This window comes from Pseudomonas sp. NBRC 111130 (genome assembly GCF_001320485.1).
In the GTDB taxonomy this organism is placed as follows: domain Bacteria; phylum Pseudomonadota; class Gammaproteobacteria; order Pseudomonadales; family Pseudomonadaceae; genus Aquipseudomonas; species Aquipseudomonas vlassakiae.
Map to the genome: position 1 here is coordinate 32,622 of NZ_BCBG01000036.1, position 21,397 is coordinate 54,018.

The following is a 21,397-nucleotide window of genomic DNA, read 5'->3' on the forward strand; positions in this document are numbered from 1 at the left end:
GCTCAAACCTCCTCCAGTGAATTCATGAACGCTTCCATGTCGGCCCAGTCCTCGTCGGCGCTACCGCCCAGGGCCTCCAGCTCTTCGGCCAGGGCAGCCAGGTGTGGGCGTTCGAACAGGCTGCGCATGGGCAGCGCGACGCCCAGTTCGGACTTGACCCGGGCAATGACCTGGGCTGCCAGCAGCGAATGCCCGCCCAGGTCGAAGAAACTGTCGTCGAGGCCGACGCGGGGCACCTGCAAGACTTCCATCCAGATTGCCGCCAGGCGTTGCTGCGGCTCGCTGACTGGCGCACGGAAGCCGGCCTGCAACTGGCTCGGGTCTGGCGCGGGCAGGGCCTTGCGGTCGAGTTTGCCGCTAGGGGTCAGCGGCAGGCGGTCCAGCAGCACCAGATGCGACGGCACCATGTAGTCCGGCAGCGTCGCACGCAGGCCTTGGCGGATCGCCTGGCGCTGTGCCTCGGCATCGCTGCCGTCGGCGTCGGTGACCGCATAGGCCACCAGCTGCCGCCCACCTGCCATGTCCAGGGCCAGCACCGCCGCTTCGCGAACGCCGGGGCATTGCTGCAGGCGCATCTCGATCTCGCCAAGCTCGATACGGAAGCCGCGCACCTTCACTTGATGATCGACCCGGCCGATGTACTCGATGGCGCCATTGGCGTCGAAACGGGCACGGTCGCCCGTGCGGTACAAGCGTGTGCCGGGCACGTCGGGGTCGGGCAGGAAGCGTTCGGCGCTGAGTGCGGGCTGGCCGTGGTAACCGCGCGCCAGGCCCGGGCCACCGATATACAGCTCGCCAATGGCGCCAACCGGCACGGGCTGCATCTCGCCGTCGAGGATGCACAGGCGCCGGCCGGCCAGCCCCTGGCCGATGGGGATACCGCGCCAGGACACATCCCGCGAGGCAAGCGCCGTGCAGTCGTGGATGCTGGACACTACCGTGGCCTCGGTCGGGCCATAGGTATTGAGCAGGCGCACACCGGCCAGGCCGGCGCGGCGCCACAGGTCGAGCCCGTCCACCGCCATGGCTTCGCCGCCAACATGCACTTGGCGCAATGCGGCAAATGCCGGTGGCGTGTCGCGCGCGTAGTCCTGCACCAGCATGTGCCAGTAGGCAGCCGGCAGGTCGGCGACAGTGATGCCGTGCTGTTGCAGTGCGTGCAGGAAGCGGGTGCTGTCCCACAGGTGGCGGTCGCGCAGCACCACACAGGCACCGACGCACAGCGGTGGGTAGAACTGCTCGACGAAACCGTCGAAGCTGCAGGTGGCGAACTGCAGCACGCGATCATCGGCGGTCAGGCGCGAATAGTCGCTGGCCAGTTCGCAGAACTCGGCCAGCGCGCCGTGGCTGATGGCGACGCCCTTGGGACGGCCGGTGGAGCCGGAGGTGTAGATCACATAGGCCAGGTTGCCCGGCTGCAGTGATACCTGTGGTGCATGCTCAGGTTGCTCGCCCTGTGCCTGGTCCAGGCACAGAACCTCGATACCCTCAGCCACTGGCAGTTGGCTCAGCAGGGTCGATTGGGTCAACAGCAGACGCAGGCCGCTGTCGGCGAACACCTGGGCGATGCGTTCGCCGGGCGCTTGCGGGTCCAGCGGGACATAAGCACCGCCGGCCTTGAGCACCGCGAGCAGGGCGACCCCCATGTCCAGCGAACGCTCAAGCGCCACACCGACCAGTACCTCGGGGCCGACACCCGCCCGCACCAGGCACTGGGCCAGGCGGTTGCTGCGACGCTCCAGCTCGGCATAGCTCAGGCTGGCGCCCTGCCCTTCGCCAGCCAGCACCAGCGCGACCGCCTCGGGCGTGCGCGCTGTCTGGGCCTGAAAGCGCTGGTGGGCCAACGCCGCTGCCTGAGGTGCAGGTGCTCGCAGTGCCCAAGCCTGCAGTTGGCGGGATTCAGCCGCATCGAGCAATTCCAGCTCGCCGATTCGACATTGCGGGTTGGCCAGCACGCTGCGCAGCAGGTTGCGCCAGTGGCCGGCCATGCGCTCGACGGTGGCGGCATCGAACAGATCCGTGGCGTAGGTGAAGGCCGCCAGCAGGCGTTCGCCTTCCTCGCGGGTTTCCAGCATCAGGTCGCTGGCAGCGGCATGGCTGCGGGCGCCGGCCACGCTCTGTTCGGCGTCCAGATGCGCCAGTTGCAAGCCGCAACCCAGGCGCATGCCCTGGATGTCGGTGACCTGCGGCTGATGGTTGTACATGACCTGGAACAACGCGTTGTGGCTCTGGCTGCGGTTGGGCTGCAGCGCCTCCAGTAGCGCATCGAATGGCAGCTCCTGGTGGGCCTGGGCGCCGAGGGCAGTCTGACGCAGCGCTGTCAGTAGCTGCTCGAACGTCTGCTGCCCATCCAGCTGACTGCGCAGTACCTGGGTATTGACGAAGAAGCCGATCAGTCCCTCGACCTCACCGCGGTTGCGGTTGGCGATCAGGCCTCCGACGCGGATATCACCCTGCCCGCTGTAGCGGTACAACAGGGTTTTGAAGGCTGCCAGCAGCACCACGAACAAGGTCGTCCCCTGACGTTGGGCCAGCGCCTTCAGGCCGCTGCGCAGCTCAGCGTCAATGGCGAATTCAAGGCGCGCACCGGCATGGCTCGGCTGTGCCGGGCGTGGCCGGTCGGTGGGCAATTCCAGGGGTTCATGCTCCTCGCCCAGCTGAGCTCGCCAGTAGTCGAGCTGACGGGCCTGCTCACCGGCTTCCATCCAGCTGCGCTGCCACAGGGCGTAGTCACGGTAATGCACGGCCAGCGCCGGTAATTGGGCCTGGTTTCCGGCGCTGCGGGCGTCCAGGCAGCGCATGAACTCGTCGATCAGGATGTTCATCGACCAGCCGTCGGCAATGATGTGGTGCATGGTCAGCAGCAGCACATGTTCATCCGCAGCCAGTTGCAGCAGCGCGGCCCGCAGCAGCGGGCCTTGTCGCAAGTCGAACGGCTGGCCGGCTTCGCGGGCGACTTCTTCACGGGTTCGCTGCAGGCGCTGACCCGCATCAAGGGCGGACAGGTCGACATGGCGGACCTGTACCTGCGCACCGTCACCGACACGCTGCAACACCTGCCCGTCAACTTCCTCGAAGGTGGTACGCAGGCACTCGTGGCGCTGCACCAGGTCGGCAAAGGCCAGGTCAAGCGCCTGATGATCAAGCCTGCCGAGCAGGCGCACGGCCCCTGGCAGGTTGTAGGCAGCGCTGCCCGGCTCCAGCTGCCAGAGGAACCACATGCGCTGCTGGGCATAGGAGAGCTGGTCGCGGCCGGCGATGCCGCTGCAGTCGGGGATGGGGTAGCTGGTGAAATCGACCTGCTCGTCGCGCAGGGCGGCGAAGAAGACACTGCGTTTTTCCAGCGGCAGTTCAATGAAGCGGCGCGCCAGCTTCAGGGATTGATCGAGGGTGCTCATAGGTCGTCCGAACCGGTGATGGGAGCCGCCCTGGGCTCCGCGATACCTGTTGAACGAATGGTTCCGGCTTGCATTTAGGTGCTGTTGGTAAAACCATCGCAGCGCTTTTGCGGCAGCGCGCATGCGCTGACTGCCGCGCTGCGCGGCTCAACCTGCGCCGTGCCCCTCGGCCATGGCCACGATGACCTTGCGCTTGCCGGTGAAGCTGCTGCGGGCGTGGGCGGCGAGCATGTTATCGAGCATCAGCACATCGCCTTCCTGCCAGGGGAAGGCAATGGTGCACTCATCCAGCACACCGCGCACTTCGTCGAGGATCGAGTCTTCGATGGGCGAACCGTCGCCGTAGTAGACATTGCGTGGCAGGTCTTCCTCGTCGACGACCTCCAGCAGGCTCTCGCGCACCTCGGGCGGCAGGTTGGACACATGGAACAGGTGCGCCTGGTTGAACCACACATCCTCGCCGGTTCGCGGGTGGCGGGCCACGGCCTGACAGATCTGGCGGGTGCGCAACTCGCCGTCGTCCTTCCAGTCGCAGGTGATCGCATGGCGCTGACAGTAGGCTTCCACCACTGCCGGGTCGTCACTGTTGAACACCTGCTCCCAAGGCACATCCAGGCCATTGCCGAAGTTGCGCACATACATCAGCCCATGGCGGTTGAAACGTTCGTGGATGCGCGGGTCGATCCGGCGGAACACTTCGCGGCTGTCGGCGATGGGTGTTTCCCCTCCACTCTCGGCGGCGATCATGCTGTAGAACCAGATCTTCATCGGCCATTCACGGGTGTAGGCCTGTTCGTTGTGCAGCGGGATCTTCTGGTGCGGCGGGTACTCGGTGGAGGTGTACACGCCTTGGGTAACGTTGCTGCGCGGGGTAGAGCCGAATTCGTAATTGAGCAGCGGGTGGCCGAAGCCGCCGGCGAAGCTACGGAAAGCCTCGGCGCCGCCCACATCGAAGCCGCGAAAGAGGATGCCGCCGGCGTCGAGCAAGTGGCGGTCGACCAGCTCGCGGATCGGCTCCAGCGCCTCGTTGAGGTCCAGGCCGGCGTGGGGCGCCTCGACCAGCAAGGGCAGGCTGCGCTGGCCAGGCAGCAGAGGCCGGGCCAGCAGTTCCAGTATGGCGCTCATGATCTCCCCCTTGCGGCAACCGGCCGCAGCGGGCTGAGCAGCAATTGATAGGCAACAGGCAGCGCCTGGCTGGCCTTGAAGCAGGTGGCGGCAAGCATCCTTCGACCCTCGATGAAATGACAGCAAGCTCCGGTTCGGGCGCGCGCAGCGCACGTCGGCCTTGTGCAAAGGAAACGAGGGGAAGAGGGAGGGATTTAGCGTGGATGGCGTCCCCGGCAGGAATCGAACCTGCACCAGAGTCTTAGGAGGACCCCGTTCTATCCATTAAACTACAGGGACTGAAACCCGCCAGCCATGTGTGCTGCCTGAATGCAGCAACAGCGGGACGGCGAGCATGTTAACCAGCGCGCCACCGTTTGTCATGCCTGAATCGGGCTTTTTGCACGCAGGTTTTTTCTGAGTGCCGTTCAGGCAATCAATTTTTCCTGACGCAGCAGACCGAGCAGGGCCACAACTGCCGTTGCCAGGTCACCTGAATTGTCGAGGTGGTGGATCGACGGTGCAGCTTCCAATTTCAGCCGGGCATTGCGCGCCAGGCGCTGGTCGACCTGCCCCGGCGTTTCCCGCCCACGGGCGAGCAAGCGTTCACGCAGCACCTCGGGTTGCACTTCCAGGCACACGGCCAAAAGATCAGGGTAGCGCGTCTGCGCTTCAGGCAGATAAGCCCGCGAACCATTGACCAGCACCGAGTGCCCTTGCGCCAGCCACTGATCCACCTGGGCCGGGATCCCGTACTCCAGGCCATTGGCCCGCCAGTGCATGGCGAAGGCGCCCTCCTCGCGCATCTGCGCGAACCGCTCCGCGCTTACGCCATGGGCTGCTTCACCCTTGGCCTCGGCGGAACGCGTGATAACGCGACGGGCAATTTCCACCCCTGCGGCGGACAATTGCGCGCGAGAAGCATCGATCAGGGAATCTTTTCCCGAACCTGAGGGTCCTATCAGGAATATCAGGCGGCCTGAGGCTCCATCTCGGGCGCTTGCGTCATGTTGCATAGCCACTATGCTCTATGGAAGGAAACCCGCGCATTCTAGGTGTTTTCTGTGTCCTTTGCTGCGTTTTACAGGTTTTTGGCGGCAAAAGGCTGACGGTGCGACGGGCCGGATGATGTAAAACTTTTCAAACCAGTACTCATTTCTGATAATTGGTACTGGCAAAAAGCCTTTATCCGGCTCACTATTTGTCACAGAATTGACGCCAAGGAAACGGCGACCATGAGGCAAGATGACCTTCCAAATATTCATGACGGTTGAACATTTTGTCGTCGCCACGGTCGTACTTCCACCCCGTGCGGCCAATTTGAGAACCGCTTCCCCTGAACCAGTAAATCCGGTCAATTTATATGCGCCCAATGAAACAGGCTATTTATTCGAGCCGCACCGCTGACAAGTTCGTCGTCCGCCTGCCAGACGGGATGCGTGAGCGCATTGCCGAGGTAGCGCGCAACCATCACCGCAGCATGAACTCCGAGATCATCGCGCGCCTGGAGCAGAGCCTTATCCAGGAAGGTGCGCTGGGCGACGAGCTGAGCATGCGCCTGGACAGCCCGGAGCTGTCGCTGCATGAGCGCGAGCTCCTGCAACGTTTCCGCCAGCTGTCACACCGCCAGCAGAATGCGCTGGTGGCCCTCATCGCTCACGATGTGGAAATGGCCGCCGACGCCTCCTGAGGCCGGCAGCGAGCAGACACGAAAAAGCCAGCGTATGCTGGCTTTTTTGGTTGCGTCTTAAAAGCGACACGGCCGCTCCTGCATGATCCGTCTCAGAGCAGGAACAGTGTCGCCAGGCCCAGGAAGATGAAGAAGCCGCCACTGTCGGTCACGGCGGTGATCATCACGCTCGAGCCCATGGCCGGATCGCGCCCCAGGCGCGTCAGGGTCATGGGAATCAGCACGCCCATGAAGGCCGCCAGCAACAGGTTCAGCGTCATGGCGGCGGTCATCACCACGCCAAGAGACCAGCTGCCATAGAGCCAGAAGGCCACCGCGCCGATGACCCCACCCCAGACCAGGCCATTGAGCAGCCCCACCGCCAGCTCCTTGCGCATCAGCCGGCTGGTATTGCCCGGCGACACCTGGTCCAGCGCCATGGCACGGACGATCATGGTGATGGTCTGGTTGCCCGAGTTGCCACCAATACCGGCAACGATTGGCATCAGCGCAGCCAGCGCCACCAGCTTCTCGATCGATCCTTCGAACAAACCGATCACCCGTGAGGCGACAAAGGCGGTAATCAGGTTGATCGCCAGCCAGGCCCAACGGTTGCGCAGCGAACGCCAGACCGAGGCGAAGATGTCTTCCTCTTCACGCAAACCGGCCATGTTGAGGACTTCGCTTTCGCTCTCCTCACGGATCAGGTCGACCATTTCGTCAATCGTCAGACGGCCGATCAGACGATCACCCTTGTCGACCACTGGCGCCGAAACCAGGTCATAACGCTCGAAGGCCTGAGCCGCGTCGTAGGCATCTTCCTCAGGATGGAAAGACACGGGGTCGGTCGCCATGACCTCCGCCACTTTCTTCTCTGGGTCGTTGACCAACAGGCGCTTGATTGGCAATACGCCCTTGAGAATGCCTTCATAATCGACCACGAACAGCTTGTCGGTATGGTTGGGCAGCTCTTTCAGGCGGCGCAGGTAACGCAGCACCACTTCCAGGCTGACGTCTTCGCGGATGGTGACCATCTCGAAGTCCATCAGCGCACCGACCTGCTCCTCGTCGTAACTCAGTGCCGAGCGCACCCGCTCGCGCTGCTGGGCATCGAGGCTTTCCATCAGTTCGTGAACCACGTCACGCGGCAGCTCTGGCGCCAGGTCGGCCAGTTCGTCGGCGTCCATTTCCTTGGCGGCAGCCAGGATTTCGTGATCGTCCATGTCGGCGATCAGCGACTGACGAACAGAGTCGGAAACCTCGAGGAGGATGTCGCCGTCGCGGTCCGAGCGCACCAGCTGCCAGACGGTCAGACGGTCTTGCAAGGGCAAGGCTTCGAGGATGTAGGCGATGTCGGCAGGGTGCAGGTCGTCCAGCTTGCGCTGCAGGTCGACCAGATTCTGACGGTGGACGAGGTTTTCAACCAGGTCGTTGTGCTGACCTTCCTGACGGTGGGTCAGGTCTTCCACCACACGTTGGCGCTGCAGCAGTTCGACCACCTGGGCCAGGCGATCCTGCAGGCTCTCTTGAGCTTTCTTTACTTCTACTTCAGTCATAGGCGAACTCCACTCCCAGCAGCGGAGCACGCCGGGAGAATCAATCAGTCAGATCTAGCTGTAAGAAACTTGTTAGGGAGTAACTACTGGGTAAGTCCATGGTGGTTTTCCACAAGCCCCGGCGGGGCTGACGGGCGCAATCATACACTGCCTGAGCTGTCAGATCGCTTAAAATTTCGGCCAGAACAATCGTTTGCGAGATAAAGCTGGGACAACGCTCGATGCCACCTGTGCGACGGCATGCGCGTGATAAAGAACACATCTACCGCGCAAAAGTCAGTCGGGCTGGTTACTGTGCAGTCTAGTCAGGCATCACTGACAAAACAGTGAAAGAGAAAAACAAAAAGCCCGCTCAAGTGAGCGGGCTTCTTATCGTGTATGGCGGACTCAGCAGGATTCGAACCTGCGACCGCTCGGTTCGTAGCCGAGTACTCTATCCAGCTGAGCTATGAGTCCGTGGGTGGCAGTTTCAAACCAGATACCGCTGGTGAATGAAGCGACTTTGCAAGCAGAGCCACTTCAAAAGTGGCGGACTCAGCAGGATTCGAACCTGCGACCGCTCGGTTCGTAGCCGAGTACTCTATCCAGCTGAGCTATGAGTCCGTGGTTGGCAGTTTCAAACCAGATACCGCTGGCGCATGAAGCGACTTTGCAAGCAGAGCCACTTCAAAAAAGTGGCGGACTCAGCAGGATTCGAACCTGCGACCGCTCGGTTCGTAGCCGAGTACTCTATCCAGCTGAGCTATGAGTCCGCGTTTGGTAATTTTAGACCAGGTTACCACTGGTGATTTGAAGCAGCCTTGCATGCAAAGCCACTTCAAAAGTGGCGGACTCAGCAGGATTCGAACCTGCGACCGCTCGGTTCGTAGCCGAGTACTCTATCCAGCTGAGCTATGAGTCCGTGTCTTGCCGCGCATGATAGTTCGCTGAAACATTTTTGCAAGAACTTTTTCGTTTAACTTCAACGACTTAGCGTTCTTACCGTTTACAGCGCCCTACGCAAATAATGGCGGTGAAGGGGGGATTCGAACCCCCGATACCCTTATGAGGTATACTCCCTTAGCAGGGGAGCGCCTTCGGCCACTCGGCCACCTCACCGCAACACGAGGCGAATATTAAACAGGCTCTTCCTCGTTTGCAACCCTTTTTTTGAAAAAAACTTCAAAAAAATTAAAGGCTTGGCTCCTCGTCCTTCTCTTTCTTGATCCGCAGGTAGATTTCTTCGCGGTGAACGGCCACTTCTTTAGGGGCGCTGACACCAATACGCACCTGGTTGCCTTTCACGCCAAGCACCGTCACGGTGATCTCGCCGTCTCCAATGATCAGGCTCTCGGCGCACCGACGAGTCAGAATCAACATAGCTTTCTCCTTACGCAAAACATTCAGGGATTACAGTCTTGGGATGTCAGGCCTGAGCGCGGACGACGCACATGGCCTGGATGATCGCCCCGCTGGCAGGCCAACGCCTGCGTGGCGACCAGAAACGCGAAGGGCGCGGCCAAGCCGCGCCCTCCAGGCAAGGCGTTACTCGCCCTGTCGGGCCGGAGCGTCAAGTTCGAACGCGGTGTGCAGCGCGCGTACGGCCAACTCCAGGTACTTCTCTTCAATGACCACCGAGACCTTGATTTCGGAGGTGGAGATCATCTGGATGTTGATGCTCTCCTTGGCCAGGGCTTCGAACATGCGGCTGGCAACGCCCGCGTGGGAGCGCATGCCAACGCCGACGATCGACACCTTGGCGATCTTGGTGTCGCCTATCACTTCACGGGCACCGATCTCACGCGCGGTGCTTTCCAGCACGCTGTAGGCCTTCTCGTACTCGTTGCGGTGCACGGTGAAGGTGAAGTCGGTGGTGTTATCGTGGGAAACGTTCTGCACGATCATGTCCACCTCGATGTTCGAAGCGCTGATCGGGCCGAGGATCTTGAAGGCAACGCCCGGGGTGTCCGGTACGCCACGAATGGTCAGCTTGGCCTCATCACGGTTGAAGGCGATACCGGAAATGATCGGCTGTTCCATGGATTCCTCTTCATCAATGGTAATGAGGGTACCTGGACCCTCCTTGAAGCTGTGCAGCACGCGCAGCGGAACGTTGTACTTGCCGGCGAACTCCACCGAGCGGATCTGCAACACCTTGGAACCAAGGCTGGCCATTTCCAGCATCTCTTCGAAGGTGATCTTCTCCAGGCGCTGCGCCTGCGGCACAACACGCGGGTCGGTGGTGTAGACGCCATCGACGTCGGTGTAGATCTGGCACTCGTCAGCCTTGAGCGCAGCCGCCAGGGCCACGCCGGTGGTGTCGGAGCCACCACGGCCGAGGGTGGTGATGCTGCCGTGCTCGTCGACACCCTGGAAACCGGCCACCACGACCACGCGGCCTTCCTTGAGGTCGGCACGGATCTTCTGGTCGTCGATCTGCAGGATGCGCGCCTTGTTGTGCGCGCTGTCGGTGAGGATGCGCACCTGGTTGCCGGTGTAGGACACCGCTGGCACACCACGCTTGATCAAGGCCATGGTCAACAGGGCAATGGTGACCTGCTCACCGGTCGACACGATCACATCCAGCTCACGCGGAACCGGCTGATCGGTGATCTGCTTGGCCAGATCGATCAGGCGATTGGTTTCACCGCTCATGGCCGACAGCACAACCACCAGGTCGTCGCCCGCTTCACGGTGTTTCTTGACCTTTTCGGCTACCTGCTCGATCCGCTCGATGGAACCGACAGAGGTGCCGCCAAATTTCTGTACGATCAACGCCATTTCAATGGTGCCTCAGCCCGTACCGGGCCTCAAAAAAACCATCCAACATGAAGGAGCAGATGACTAGACCACCCGCCCCTTCATCTCAAAGTCCCTGCTCTGCGAACGGCACGGCCAGCGCCAGCGCCTGGTCCAGCGCAGCGACGTCGACGCCACCACCCTGGGCCATGTCCGGACGGCCACCGCCCTTGCCACCCACTGCCGCAGCGGCTTGTTTCATCAGGTCACCAGCCTTGAGTTGGCTGGAGAGGTCCTTGGTCACGCCGGCCACCAGCACGACCTTGCCCTCATGCTCGCTGCCCAGCAGGATCACTGCGTGGCCGAGCTTGTTCTTCAGCTGATCGACCAGCGCCAGGAGTGCCTTGCCATCCTGCCCATCCAGGCGGGCGGCAAGCACCTTGACACCTTTGACCTCAACGGCCGCATTGGAGAGATCGTCCCCGGCGGCGCTGGCGGCCTTGGCCTGCAGCTGCTCGAGCTGCTTTTCCAGCTGGCGGTTGCGCTCGAGCACAGCCGACAGCTTGTCGATCAGGTTGTCACGGTTGCCCTTGACCAGCTGCGCGGCTTCCTTGACCTGCTCTTCGGCAGCGTTCAGGTAGGCCAGTGCAGCGGCACCGGTAACCGCTTCGATACGGCGCACACCCGAGGCCACGCCGCCTTCGCTGATGATCTTGAACAGACTGATATCGCCGGTGCGCTTGGCGTGGATACCGCCGCACAGCTCGACGGAGAAATCGCCGCCCATGCTCAGCACGCGCACGGTGTCACCGTACTTCTCGCCGAACAGGGCCATGGCGCCCTTGGCCTTGGCGGTTTCGATATCGGTCAGCTCGGTTTCAACCGGGGTGTTCTTGCGCACTTCACGGTTGACGATGTCTTCCAGGGCCTTGATCTGCGCAGGCGATACCGCCTCGAAGTGGCTGAAGTCGAAACGCAGGCGCTGGCTGTCGACCAGCGAGCCTTTCTGCTGTACGTGCTCGCCCAGCACCTGGCGCAGCGCTTCGTGCAGCAGGTGAGTGGCCGAGTGGTTCAGCGAGGTGGCGTGCTGCACGTCGGCATCGACCTTGGCCTCGACAGGCGAGCCGATGACCAGCGCACCGCTGGCGACCACGCCGTGGTGCAGGAAAGCACCGCCGGTCTTGGTGGTGTCGCGCACGTCGAAGCGCGCTGCGCCGGCCTGCAGGAAGCCGCTGTCGCCGACCTGGCCACCGGATTCGGCATAGAACGGGGTGCGGTCGAGCACCACGACGCCCTGCTCGCCTTCACCCAACTGGTCGACAGACTGGCCGTCCTTGTACAGGGCGATGATCTTGCCCTGGCCTTCGGTGGCGTCATAGCCGAGGAACTCGGTGGCGCTGTCGATCTTGACCAGGCTGTTGTAGTCCATGCCGAAGCTGCTGGCAGAGCGGGCACGCTCGCGTTGGGCTTCCATTTCACGCTCGAAGCCGGCTTCGTCGATGGTCAGCTCGCGCTCGCGAGCGATGTCGGCGGTCAGGTCCATCGGGAAACCGTAGGTGTCGTACAGCTTGAACACCACGTCGCCCGGGACCACGTCGCCCTTGAGCTGAGCCAGGTCCTGCTCGAGGATGCGCAGGCCCTGCTCCAGGGTCTTGGCGAACTGTTCTTCCTCGGCCTTGAGCACGCGCTCGATGTGCGCCTGCTGGCTCTTCAGCTCGGGGAAGGCCTCGCCCATCTCGGCGGCCAGCGCAGCGACGATCTGGTAGAAGAAGCTGCCCTTGGCGCCCAGCTTGTTGCCGTGACGGCAAGCGCGGCGAATGATGCGGCGCAGCACGTAGCCACGGCCTTCGTTGGACGGCAGTACGCCGTCGGCAATCAGGAAGCCGCAGGAACGGATGTGGTCGGCAACCACTTTCAGCGAAGCCTGGCCGTCGTTGCTGCAGCCGATGGCCTTGGCCGCGGCAGACAGCAGGTTCTGGAAGAGGTCGATCTCGTAGTTCGAGTGCACGTGCTGCATGACCGCACTGATGCGCTCCAGGCCCATGCCGGTATCCACCGACGGCGCTGGCAGCGGGTGCAGCACGCCGTCGGCGGTGCGGTTGAACTGCATGAAGACGTTGTTCCAGATCTCGATGTAGCGGTCGCCGTCTTCTTCCGGCGAGCCGGGTGGGCCACCCCAGATGTCGGCGCCGTGGTCGTAGAAGATCTCGGTGCAAGGGCCGCACGGGCCGGTGTCACCCATGGTCCAGAAGTTGTCGGAGGCGTATGGGGCGCCTTTGTTGTCGCCGATGCGCACCATGCGCTCGGCCGGCACGCCGACTTCCTTGGTCCAGATGTCGTAGGCTTCGTCGTCGGAGGCGTAGACGGTGACCCAGAGCTTTTCCTTGGGCAGGTTCAGCCACTTGTCGGAGGTCAGGAAGGTCCAGGCGAAGGTGATCGCATCGCGCTTGAAATAGTCGCCGAAGCTGAAGTTACCCAGCATTTCGAAGAAGGTGTGGTGACGCGCGGTGTAGCCGACGTTTTCCAGGTCGTTGTGCTTGCCACCGGCACGCACGCACTTCTGGCTGCTGACAGCGCGGGTGTAGGCACGCTTCTCGGCACCGAGGAAGCAGTCCTTGAACTGGTTCATGCCAGCGTTGGTGAACAGCAGGGTCGGGTCGTTGTTCGGGATCAGCGAACTGGAGGCGACTCGGGTATGGCCCTGCTCTTCGAAGAAGCGGAGGAAGGCTTCACGGATTTCTGCGCTTTTCATAGGTTCTTCCACGGAAACGGCGGCCCTAGGGGGCAAACACGTCGACGAAACGACGGCAAAGGGCCGCATTATATCGGTCCTGCAAGCAAGGTGCAGTGTGTTTATGCGATAGAAAGCGTCGATTGGACGGCTTTCAAGGCGCTTGCAAACGAAAATGACATGCCCGGATGCTAAATGCAGCCTTTCGCCACTGGCAAGCCAATTACCGCCCAAGGGAAGGGAAAATGGAACAGGCGGTGAATTAAAAGGTTTTCATCAGCGATCGGATCCGACAACCTGCCGCCGTTTTCAGCGGCGGCCACGGCCTCAGCCCAGGCGCTGCCCCGAATCAGGCACGATCAGGATGCCGGCGCGCAGGCCATTCTTGACCCTGGGATTGGGAAAAATGATCCGCGCCCCCTCCTCCTCCACCACCCAGCGCATCTCCGCCAGGTCCTCGGCCAACAAGTACCCTTTGCTCAGCTCGGAGAAGTTTTCGATGTCCGCCGGCAGGTGCAGGTGGAAGTTGTCGCTGTGCTTGATGATCTCGCGGGCGACGCTGAACAGCTTGAGGCCGTCCAGCGAGCCGTCGATTTCAGGCTCGGTATCCTCGATGATATGAATCAACCGTTCCTCAAGCCTGTCGAGGTTGACGAGCTCGTTCTGCCCGAACGGCCGCGCCTTGCCCAGCTCCAGGGTGAACGCCTCGGCATCCAGTTGCTCGTAGGTGAAGGCACTGAAGGTGATGGATGACTTGCTTTGCAACAGCACCGCCTCCATGCCGGCAGCAGCCAGGCGGGCCAGCTCGCGACGGGAATGCTTGCGCCCCTCCTTGTAAGGGTAAAGGGCGAACTGCTCGATCTTCGAACCACGGATGGCGGTATGCAGGTCGTAATGCAGGCGGGTACGCCCAGGCTTGCTGAAGAACACCCGGGCGAACTGTTCCAGCTCGGCAGCACGCAATGCCTCGAACCCACTGGAGAGCTCATGACGACCGTTGAACAGCCGGTTGATATCCTGCTCGATAAAACGCTCGCCCTTGCGGATGGCGACCGGGTTGCCGAACAGGAACAGAATCCGTGCTCGCGGCTTGATCTTGCCATTGGCCACGCCATGCAGGAGCCTTTCGAGCAGTTCGATCGGTGCTGTTTCGTTACCGTGAATACCGGCCGACAGCAGCAGATCGAGCCCACAATCCTCGTTTTCGGGCGGACGCACTTCCAGTGCGCCCTCCCCCAACCAGCGCAAGCGCACGCCCTTGGTTGTCACTTGGGTCTTCTCGGCCGGTTCGTGATCGGTCAGGGTCAGCTCGAGCAATTTGCCAAGGGCGAGCATAGGCGCTTCCTTAGTGGTGGTGGCCGCAGTCAGGGCCATGGACATGATCGTCCTCTTCGCCGACTTCCGCCGGCTCCATTTCCAGCTGCAGGCTGACCAGGTTGGTGGCCATCGGACGCAGCAGCAGGTTGGCGTATTCGACATCGCCTTCCTCGACATCCACGCCGATCAGCAGCTGGCCACGGCCGTCCTGCTGGACCCACACTTCCTTGCCTTGCCAGACAATGGCAAAACGGGTGCAGGAGGTTTCCAGCTGGGTGCCGTCTACATCTTCGAGGATCAGGCGCAGGGCGTCGGTCATTGCAAATTCTCTCTTCAAGGTTGGCGTTGGAACGGGTACACCGAGCCCAACTTCAGGATCTGGGTCAATTCATCCAGCGCGGTGCGGCACTCCAGCAGCAGCTGCGGGTCGGCAAGGTCGGCTTCGCCAAGGCGATCGCGGTAGTGCTTGTCGACCCACTGCAGCAGAGTGTCGTACAGCGGGGCGGTCATGATAACGCCTGGATTGACCGCTGCCAGTTCCGATTCCTTCAATGCCACGCGCAACCGCAGGCAAGCCGGGCCACCGCCGTTCTGCATGCTCTGCTTGAGGTCGAACACCTTGACCTCCTTCACCGCACCGCCTTGGGCGGTCAACTGCCCCAGATAGGCCCAGACCCGCTCATTGTTGCGGCACTCTTCCGGCACCACCAGCAGCATCGAGCCATCGTCACGGCTGAGCAGCTGGCTGTTGAACAGGTAGGAGCGCACGGCATCTTCTACCGTCACCGCCGCACGCGGCACACGGATGGCCTGGAAGTTGCCACCCTTGCTGGCCAGTTTAGCCTGCAGCTGGCCAAGCACCGCGTCAGTCTCGAGGAAAGCGTCCTCATGATAGAAAAGCACTTCACCGTTACCGACCGAAATCACATCGTTGTGAAACACGCCCTGGTCGATCACCGCCGGGTTCTGTTGAGCGTAGACCACACCGTCCTCGTTCAGGCCGTGCAGCCGCGCCACAGCCTGGGAGGCCTCCAGCGTTTGCCGCGCCGGATACTTCTGCGGCGCGGGGTAGCGGCTATCGAAGGCACTGCGGCCATAGACGAAGAACTCCACCCCGGCTTCACCGTATTCGCGGCAGAAGCGCGTATGGTTGGCCGCGCCTTCATCGCCGAACTGCGCCACGGCGGGCAGCGCTTCGTGGTGGGCGAAGTGCTTGTCGTCGTTGAACATCGCCGCCAGCACACGGCTGGTTGTCGGGTGTTCGATGCTGCGGTGGTACTTGCAGTTGAGGTTGGCAGCCGTGAAGTGCACGCGACCATCGGCCGTGTCGGCGCTCGGGCTGACGGTGGCGGCGTTGGCCACCCACATGCTTGAGGCCGAGCAGCTGGCGACCAGCAGTGGCATGGCCTCCTTGGCGGCACGCCGAATCACCTCGGCATCGCTGCCGCTGAAGCCCAGGCGGCGCAGGGCGGCCACGTCCGGGCGTTCCTGCGGCGCCAGCACGCCCTGCTTGAAGCCCAGGTCGGCCAGCGCTTTCATCTTGGCCAGGCCCTGGCGCGCCGCTTCCCGCGGGTTTGACCCTTGCTGGCTGTTGCTCTGCGAAGCCACGTTACCGTAGGACAGGCCGCCGTAGTTGTGGGTTGGCCCCACCAGGCCATCAAAATTCACTTCATAGGATTTCATCGGCTAGGCTCCGTGACCTGTTGTTATAGGGTGACGCCCGGCGTCAGGGTCGCCGGCAGGGCAAGGCTGGCGGTCTCCAGCGAAGCCACGGGGTAAGCGCAGTAATCGGCTGCGTAGTAAGCACTGGCGCGGTGGTTACCACTGGCACCGACCCCACCGAACGGCGCACTGCTGGCGGCGCCGGTCAGCTGTTTGTTCCAGTTGACGATACCGGCGCGGCTGCGCAGCCAGAAGTACTGGTAACGCGCCCGGGAATCGGACAGCAGGCCGGCGGCCAGGCCGTACTGGGTGTTGTTGGCCTCGTCGATGGCGGCATCGAAGTCGGCGTAGCGGATAACCTGCAGCAACGGGCCGAAGAACTCTTCGTCCGGGCGCTCGGCCAGCGCAGTCACATCCACAATACCCGGGGTGAGCAGCGCGGCGTCGGCCTGGGGCTGGGTCATTGCCAGCAGCTCCAGCGCACCTTTGGCCAGCAGTTCGGCCTGGGCCGTCATCAATGCCTGCGCAGCCTGCAACGAGATCACCGAGCCCATGAAAGGTGCCGGCTGTTGGTCGAAGGCGCCGACGGTAATGCTGCGGCACACCTCGACCAGCCTCGCGATCAGCGCATCGCCCCAGGCGCCCTGCGGTACCAGCAGACGGCGCGCACAGGTGCAGCGCTGGCCGGCAGAAATGAATGCCGACTGGATGATGGTGTACACCGCGGCATCAAGGTCCTTGACCTCATCCACCACCAGCGGGTTGTTACCGCCCATTTCCAGGGCGAGGATCTTCTCCGGCCTGCCGGCGAACTGCTGGTGCAGCAGGTTGCCGGTGCGGCTGGAGCCGGTGAAGAACAGGCCATCGATACCCGGGTTGGCGGCCAGCGCCACACCGGTTTCACGGGCGCCCTGCACCAGGTTGAGCACACCGGCCGGCAGGCCAGCGGCGATCCAGCAGTTGACCGTCAGTTCGGCGACCTTGGGGGTCAGCTCGCTGGGTTTGAACACCACGCAATTGCCCGCCAACAGTGCCGGCACGATGTGGCCATTGGGCAAATGTCCGGGGAAGTTGTACGGGCCGAACACCGCCACCACGCCGTGGGGCTTGTGCCGCAGCACGGCGGTGGCATCGGCCAGCGGGCCACTCTTCTCGCCGGTACGTTCGCGGTAGCTCTGCACGGAAATCGCTACCTTGTTGACCATGCTGGTCACTTCCGTGGCCGATTCCCACAGCGGCTTGCCGGTTTCCTCACCGATGCAATGTGCCAATGCCTCGGCATGCTGCTTCAGCTGCTCGGCGAACTTCTCCAGCACCTCGATGCGGGCCTCCAGGCTCAGTTGCGCCCAGGCCGGGAACGCCTGGCGAGCCGCCTTGACGGCTGCGTCGACCTGGCCGGCATCGGCCCCCTGCCCTTGCCAGACGACCGCCTGGGTCACCGGGTTGAGCGACTGCAGGGCTTCGCCCTGGCCTGCCAGCCAGTTGCCTGCGATGTAATGCGTAGTCATTTACTGGGCCTCCCGGCTTGCCGACAGCGGCACGGCGCGTACGTTGTCGCCGGCGCCCATGCGCAGGCGCTTGGCGGTCAGCGGGTCGACCACCAGGGTGCCCGCGGCGAGGCGCGCGGGGGCTGCGGTGATGCGGCAGTCGTCGCGCTTGCGGTTGTGAATGATGTAAGGGGTCGCGTCATCACCCGGCGTGCCCACGGCCAGCACAAGGGTCTCGCTGTCGCGCACGGCGCGGATCTTCGACGTCTCGCATTCGATGGCCGGGCCGGCATCGAAGATATCGACATAGCCCTGGTAGCTGAAGCCTTCCTGCTTGAGCATCGCCAGCGCAGGTTCGGTGTCGGTGTGCACACGGCCGATGACATTGCGCGCAGCTTCGGACAGGAAGCAGGTGTACAGCGGGAACTTGGGCATCAGCTCGGCAATGAACGACTTGTTGCCCACGCCAGTGAGGTAGTCGGCCTGGCTGAATTCCATCTTGAAGAAGTGCCGGCCCAGGCTTTCCCAGAATGGCGAACGTCCCTGCTCGTCGGACATGCCGCGCATTTCAGCGATGATCTTGTTGCCGAACAGTTCAGGGAACTCGGCAATGAACAGCATGCGCGCACGCGACAGCAGGCGGCCGTTGAGCCCGGAGCGGTAATCGCTGCGCAGGAACAGCGAGCACAGCTCGGAGTTGCCGGTCAGGTCGTTGGCCAGGAACAGCGTGGGGATTTCGCGGTAGATCTTCAGCTCCTGGGAGGCGCTGACCGTCAGGCCGACCCGGTAGTTGTACCAAGGCTCACGCAGGCCCACGGCGCCGGCGACGGCGCTGATGCCAACCACCAGGCCCTCATCGTTCTCCAGCACGAACAGGTAGTCGGTGTCGCCACGCTCGGCTTCTCCGCGGAAGCTCTTTTCAGCCCAGCCGACGCGGTGGCCAAGGCGCTCCTCGTTGGCCGGCAAGGTGGTCAGCCCGGTAGTGCCGGTGCTGCGGGCCAATTCGATCAGCGCGGGTAAATCGCTGCTGCGTACAGGACGAACGATCATGCTATCTCCTTGTGCGGTGGCCAGTGCCTGCCGCGTGACTCTCTATACCGCCGGTTCTCCCGGCTAGCGCACCGTGGCTCAGGCGGCGACCAGGCGCACGCTGGCGCCTTCCCCAACACCGAGGGCTTCGGCCGCCTGGCTGCTGAGGCTGACCGGCTTGCCCGGCACCCAGTCCAGCTCCAGCAGCACGGCGCGGTAATCCTGCAACTGGCCGTTGCACACCAGGTAAGGACGACCGCCCTTGACCGGGGTGTCGTCCACCTTGACCGGCACCACGCGGCTCTGGGCGATCGAGCGAATGCCCGAGGTACGCGCATGCAGCGTCGGGCCGCCGTCGAAGATATCGATGTAGTGCTCGGTCTCGAAGCCTTCGCGCATGAGGATGTCGAAGGTGATCTGTGCCCGTGGGTGCACCTGGCCCATCGCTTCCTGGGCGTCGTCGGGCAGCAGTGGCACGTAGATCGGGTAATGCGGCATCAGTTCGGCGAGGAAGGTGCGGCTCTTGAGGCCACACAGGCGCTCGGCGTGGGCATAGTTGAGGTCGAAGAAGTTGCGACCGATGGCATCCCAGAACGGCGATTCGCCTTGTTCGTCGCTGTAGCCGACGATCTCGGTAACCACCGAGTCGGCGAAGCGCTCCGGATGCGAGGCCATGAACAGCAGGCGGCCACGGGAGTTGAGCTCGGCCCAGCCACTGTTCACCAGTTCCGGCAACACATAGAAGCTGGTCAGCAGGCTGTTGCCGGTCAGGTCGTGGCACAACGAGAGGACGTGGATCTTGTTGTGAATCTTCAGTTCACGCGAAGCATGCACGAAGGTTTCGTTGCGGAAGCTGTAGAACGGCTCGGAATAGCCAGCCGAGGCGACGATGGCCGAACACCCCGAAAGCTTGCCCGTCTCGCTGTCCTCGAGCACGAAGAAGTAGCTTTCTTCACCGTTGAAGCTGACTTCAGCGGCGAAGGAGGTTTCCGAGGCGGCAATCTTGTCGCCCAGGCGGGCGGCATCGTCCGGCAGCGAGGTGACACCAACGGGGCTGTCGGCAGCCATGCGCTGCACTTCGTTCAGATCAGCCATTTGCGCGGGGCGCATCACCAGCATGGTGTCACTCCTTTGGAAAAACGGGCCATTCACGACGGCACGGAAAATCGGCGGGCGTATCAGCCCCCGCACTGGAATTCGAGGTTCACCGGCCCGAGGCCTCGAACGGCCCCGGCCGGTGAACGGACCGCAGGCCGATCAGCCTTGGGTCAGTTGCGCCACAGCGCGTTCGAAGCGATCGAGTCCTTCATCGATGTCGGCATCTTCGACCACCAGGCTTGGCGCGAAGCGGACCACATCCGGGCCGGCCTGCAACACCATCACGCCGTCTTTTTCAGCAGCGTTGAGCACGTCCTTGGCCTTGCCCTTCCAGGCTTCGGACAGCACGCAGCCGATCAGCAGGCCGACGCCCCGTACCTGGCTGAACAGACCGTACTGCTGGCCGATCTTTTCCAGGCGGGACTTGAAGCGCTCGTGCTTGGCCTTGATGCCCGCCAGGGTTTGCGGGGTATTGACCACGTCCAGCACCGCGCAGGCGACGGCGCAGCCCAGCGGGTTGCCGCCGTAGGTGGTGCCGTGGGTGCCGACCGCCAGGTGCTTGGCGATGTCGGTGGTGGTCAGCATGGCGCCGATCGGGAAACCGCCGCCCAGGCTCTTGGCACTGGTCAGAATGTCCGGGGTCACGCCGAAGTGCTGGTAAGCGTACAGCGAGCCGGTGCGACCAACGCCAGTCTGCACTTCGTCGAAGATCAGCAGGGCATTGTGCTCGTCGCACAGCTTGCGCGCGCCTTCCAGGTAAGCCTTGTCGGCCGGTACCACGCCACTTTCGCCCTGGATCGGTTCGATCACCACGGCGCAGGTCTTGTCGGAAATCTGTGCCTTCAACGCTTCCAGGTCGTTGTAGGGCACATGGCTGATGCCGGTGATCTTCGGGCCGAAGCCGTCGGAGTACTTGGGCTGGCCACCGACGCTGACGGTGAACAGGGTGCGACCGTGGAAGCTGTTCACGGTAGAGATGATCTCGTGCTTCTCAGGGCCGAAGCGGTCATGGGCGACGCGACGGGCCAGCTTGAAGGCGGCCTCGTTGGACTCGGCGCCGGAGTTGCAAAAGAACGCCCGGTCGGCAAAGGTGGCATCGACCAGCTTGTGCGCCAGGCGCAGGGCTGGTTCGTTGGTGAATACGTTGGATACGTGCCAGAGGGTGTTGGCCTGTTCGGTCAGGGCCTTGACCAGGGCCGGGTGGCAATGGCCCAGGGCGTTCACCGCGATGCCGCCGGCAAAGTCGATGAGTTCGCGGCCCGACTGGTCCCAGACGCGGGAACCCTCGCCTCGCACAGGAATGAAGGCCGCCGGAGAATAATTGGGGACCATGACCTGGTCGAAATCGGCACGTTGCACCGGGGCTTGCTCAACGGACATCTGAGTCTCCTGAAGAGGAACGCTGGCCTGGAAGTGGCGAGCGATGGGGGGATTGTAAGGACTGAACCGCGCCTGTCCTTGCGGCCAAGCGACAACTTGTTACAGCGCAAAACCCTGTTTTAGCCAGGCTTTCGGCAATGCGACAAACACTGTCGCAATCGCGCAGTGTACGGGAGAGAGAGGGCTGGGTGAACGGGTGTTCACAAGGGATTGGACGGCTGCAGGCGTATGCCGATAGTTTGGCGGCG

The 21,397-nt window shown here is 62.8% G+C and carries 15 protein-coding genes and 6 tRNA genes; 1 reads left to right on the plus strand and 20 read right to left on the minus strand.

All coding sequences use genetic code 11. From position 1 onward, the window contains the following. Window positions 1-2 precede the first annotated feature (2 nt). The 4 genes from APH33_RS16650 to phnN all read right to left on the minus strand — a co-directional run bounded on the left by APH33_RS16650 (window position 3) and on the right by phnN (window position 5,518). Window positions 3-3,398, minus strand: coding sequence for a non-ribosomal peptide synthetase (locus tag APH33_RS16650; RefSeq protein WP_054886200.1), 3,396 nt, complete (start codon window positions 3,396-3,398; stop codon window positions 3-5). 147 nt (window positions 3,399-3,545) lie between these two features. Further along, a complete protein-coding gene (locus APH33_RS16655; protein ID WP_054886201.1) occupies window positions 3,546-4,523 on the minus strand; it encodes a TauD/TfdA family dioxygenase in 978 nt (325 codons plus the stop codon). A gap of 204 nt (window positions 4,524-4,727) precedes the next feature. After that, a tRNA-Arg gene (locus APH33_RS16660) sits at window positions 4,728-4,802 on the minus strand. Window positions 4,803-4,930: 128 nt separating this feature from the next. Beyond that, window positions 4,931-5,518, minus strand: coding sequence for a phosphonate metabolism protein/1,5-bisphosphokinase (PRPP-forming) PhnN (gene phnN, locus APH33_RS16665; protein WP_054886202.1), 588 nt, complete (start codon window positions 5,516-5,518; stop codon window positions 4,931-4,933). A 347-nt stretch (window positions 5,519-5,865) separates the two neighbouring features. On the opposite strand from phnN, the gene APH33_RS16670 reads away from it, so the two are divergent. After that, complete coding sequence (locus APH33_RS16670; protein ID WP_003254499.1) at window positions 5,866-6,192, plus strand: Arc family DNA-binding protein; 327 nt, start codon at window positions 5,866-5,868, stop codon at window positions 6,190-6,192. Window positions 6,193-6,284: 92 nt separating this feature from the next. Here the strand turns inward: APH33_RS16670 and mgtE are convergent, their stop codons facing one another. The 16 genes from mgtE to APH33_RS16750 all read right to left on the minus strand — a co-directional run bounded on the left by mgtE (window position 6,285) and on the right by APH33_RS16750 (window position 21,149). Next, window positions 6,285-7,727, minus strand: coding sequence for a magnesium transporter (mgtE, locus tag APH33_RS16675; RefSeq protein ID WP_054886203.1), 1,443 nt, complete (start codon window positions 7,725-7,727; stop codon window positions 6,285-6,287). Between the two features lie 379 nt (window positions 7,728-8,106). Beyond that, window positions 8,107-8,183 (minus strand) — tRNA-Arg (locus APH33_RS16680). A 70-nt stretch (window positions 8,184-8,253) separates the two neighbouring features. Continuing rightward, window positions 8,254-8,330: transfer RNA gene (locus APH33_RS16685), tRNA-Arg, on the minus strand. Window positions 8,331-8,402: 72 nt separating this feature from the next. Next, window positions 8,403-8,479, minus strand: a tRNA-Arg gene (locus APH33_RS16690). Between the two features lie 72 nt (window positions 8,480-8,551). Further along, window positions 8,552-8,628 (minus strand) — tRNA-Arg (locus APH33_RS16695). A 106-nt stretch (window positions 8,629-8,734) separates the two neighbouring features. Next, a tRNA-Ser gene (locus tag APH33_RS16700) sits at window positions 8,735-8,825 on the minus strand. Between the two features lie 72 nt (window positions 8,826-8,897). Next, window positions 8,898-9,086: a carbon storage regulator CsrA gene (csrA, locus tag APH33_RS16705; RefSeq protein ID WP_003254503.1), complete on the minus strand. Its 189-nt coding sequence runs from the start codon at window positions 9,084-9,086 to the stop codon at window positions 8,898-8,900. A 165-nt stretch (window positions 9,087-9,251) separates the two neighbouring features. Beyond that, complete coding sequence (locus tag APH33_RS16710; RefSeq protein ID WP_054886204.1) at window positions 9,252-10,487, minus strand: aspartate kinase; 1,236 nt, start codon at window positions 10,485-10,487, stop codon at window positions 9,252-9,254. Between the two features lie 85 nt (window positions 10,488-10,572). Then, window positions 10,573-13,197 (minus strand): alanine--tRNA ligase, encoded by a 2,625-nt coding sequence (gene alaS, locus APH33_RS16715; protein ID WP_054886205.1) that lies wholly within the window; start codon window positions 13,195-13,197, stop codon window positions 10,573-10,575. A gap of 306 nt (window positions 13,198-13,503) precedes the next feature. Beyond that, on the minus strand, window positions 13,504-14,511 hold the full coding sequence (gene astE / locus APH33_RS16720) for a succinylglutamate desuccinylase (protein WP_054886206.1): 1,008 nt from the start codon (window positions 14,509-14,511) through the stop codon (window positions 13,504-13,506). Between the two features lie 10 nt (window positions 14,512-14,521). Further along, a complete protein-coding gene (locus tag APH33_RS16725; RefSeq protein ID WP_054886207.1) occupies window positions 14,522-14,812 on the minus strand; it encodes a hypothetical protein in 291 nt (96 codons plus the stop codon). Window positions 14,813-14,826: 14 nt separating this feature from the next. Next, on the minus strand, window positions 14,827-16,176 hold the full coding sequence (gene astB, locus APH33_RS16730; protein WP_054886208.1) for an N-succinylarginine dihydrolase: 1,350 nt from the start codon (window positions 16,174-16,176) through the stop codon (window positions 14,827-14,829). 23 nt (window positions 16,177-16,199) lie between these two features. Beyond that, the gene (astD, locus tag APH33_RS16735; RefSeq protein ID WP_054886209.1) at window positions 16,200-17,663 is read right to left on the minus strand and encodes a succinylglutamate-semialdehyde dehydrogenase; all 1,464 of its coding nucleotides are present in this window, start codon (window positions 17,661-17,663) and stop codon (window positions 16,200-16,202) included. Beyond that, complete coding sequence (astA, locus tag APH33_RS16740; RefSeq protein WP_054886210.1) at window positions 17,664-18,692, minus strand: arginine N-succinyltransferase; 1,029 nt, start codon at window positions 18,690-18,692, stop codon at window positions 17,664-17,666. It abuts the gene before it with no gap. Between the two features lie 78 nt (window positions 18,693-18,770). Further along, window positions 18,771-19,790 (minus strand): arginine/ornithine succinyltransferase subunit alpha, encoded by a 1,020-nt coding sequence (aruF, locus tag APH33_RS16745; protein ID WP_054886211.1) that lies wholly within the window; start codon window positions 19,788-19,790, stop codon window positions 18,771-18,773. A gap of 138 nt (window positions 19,791-19,928) precedes the next feature. Continuing rightward, window positions 19,929-21,149, minus strand: a complete 1,221-nt coding sequence (locus APH33_RS16750; protein ID WP_054886212.1) for an aspartate aminotransferase family protein — start codon at window positions 21,147-21,149, stop codon at window positions 19,929-19,931. Between the last annotated feature and the right edge of the window lie 248 nt (window positions 21,150-21,397).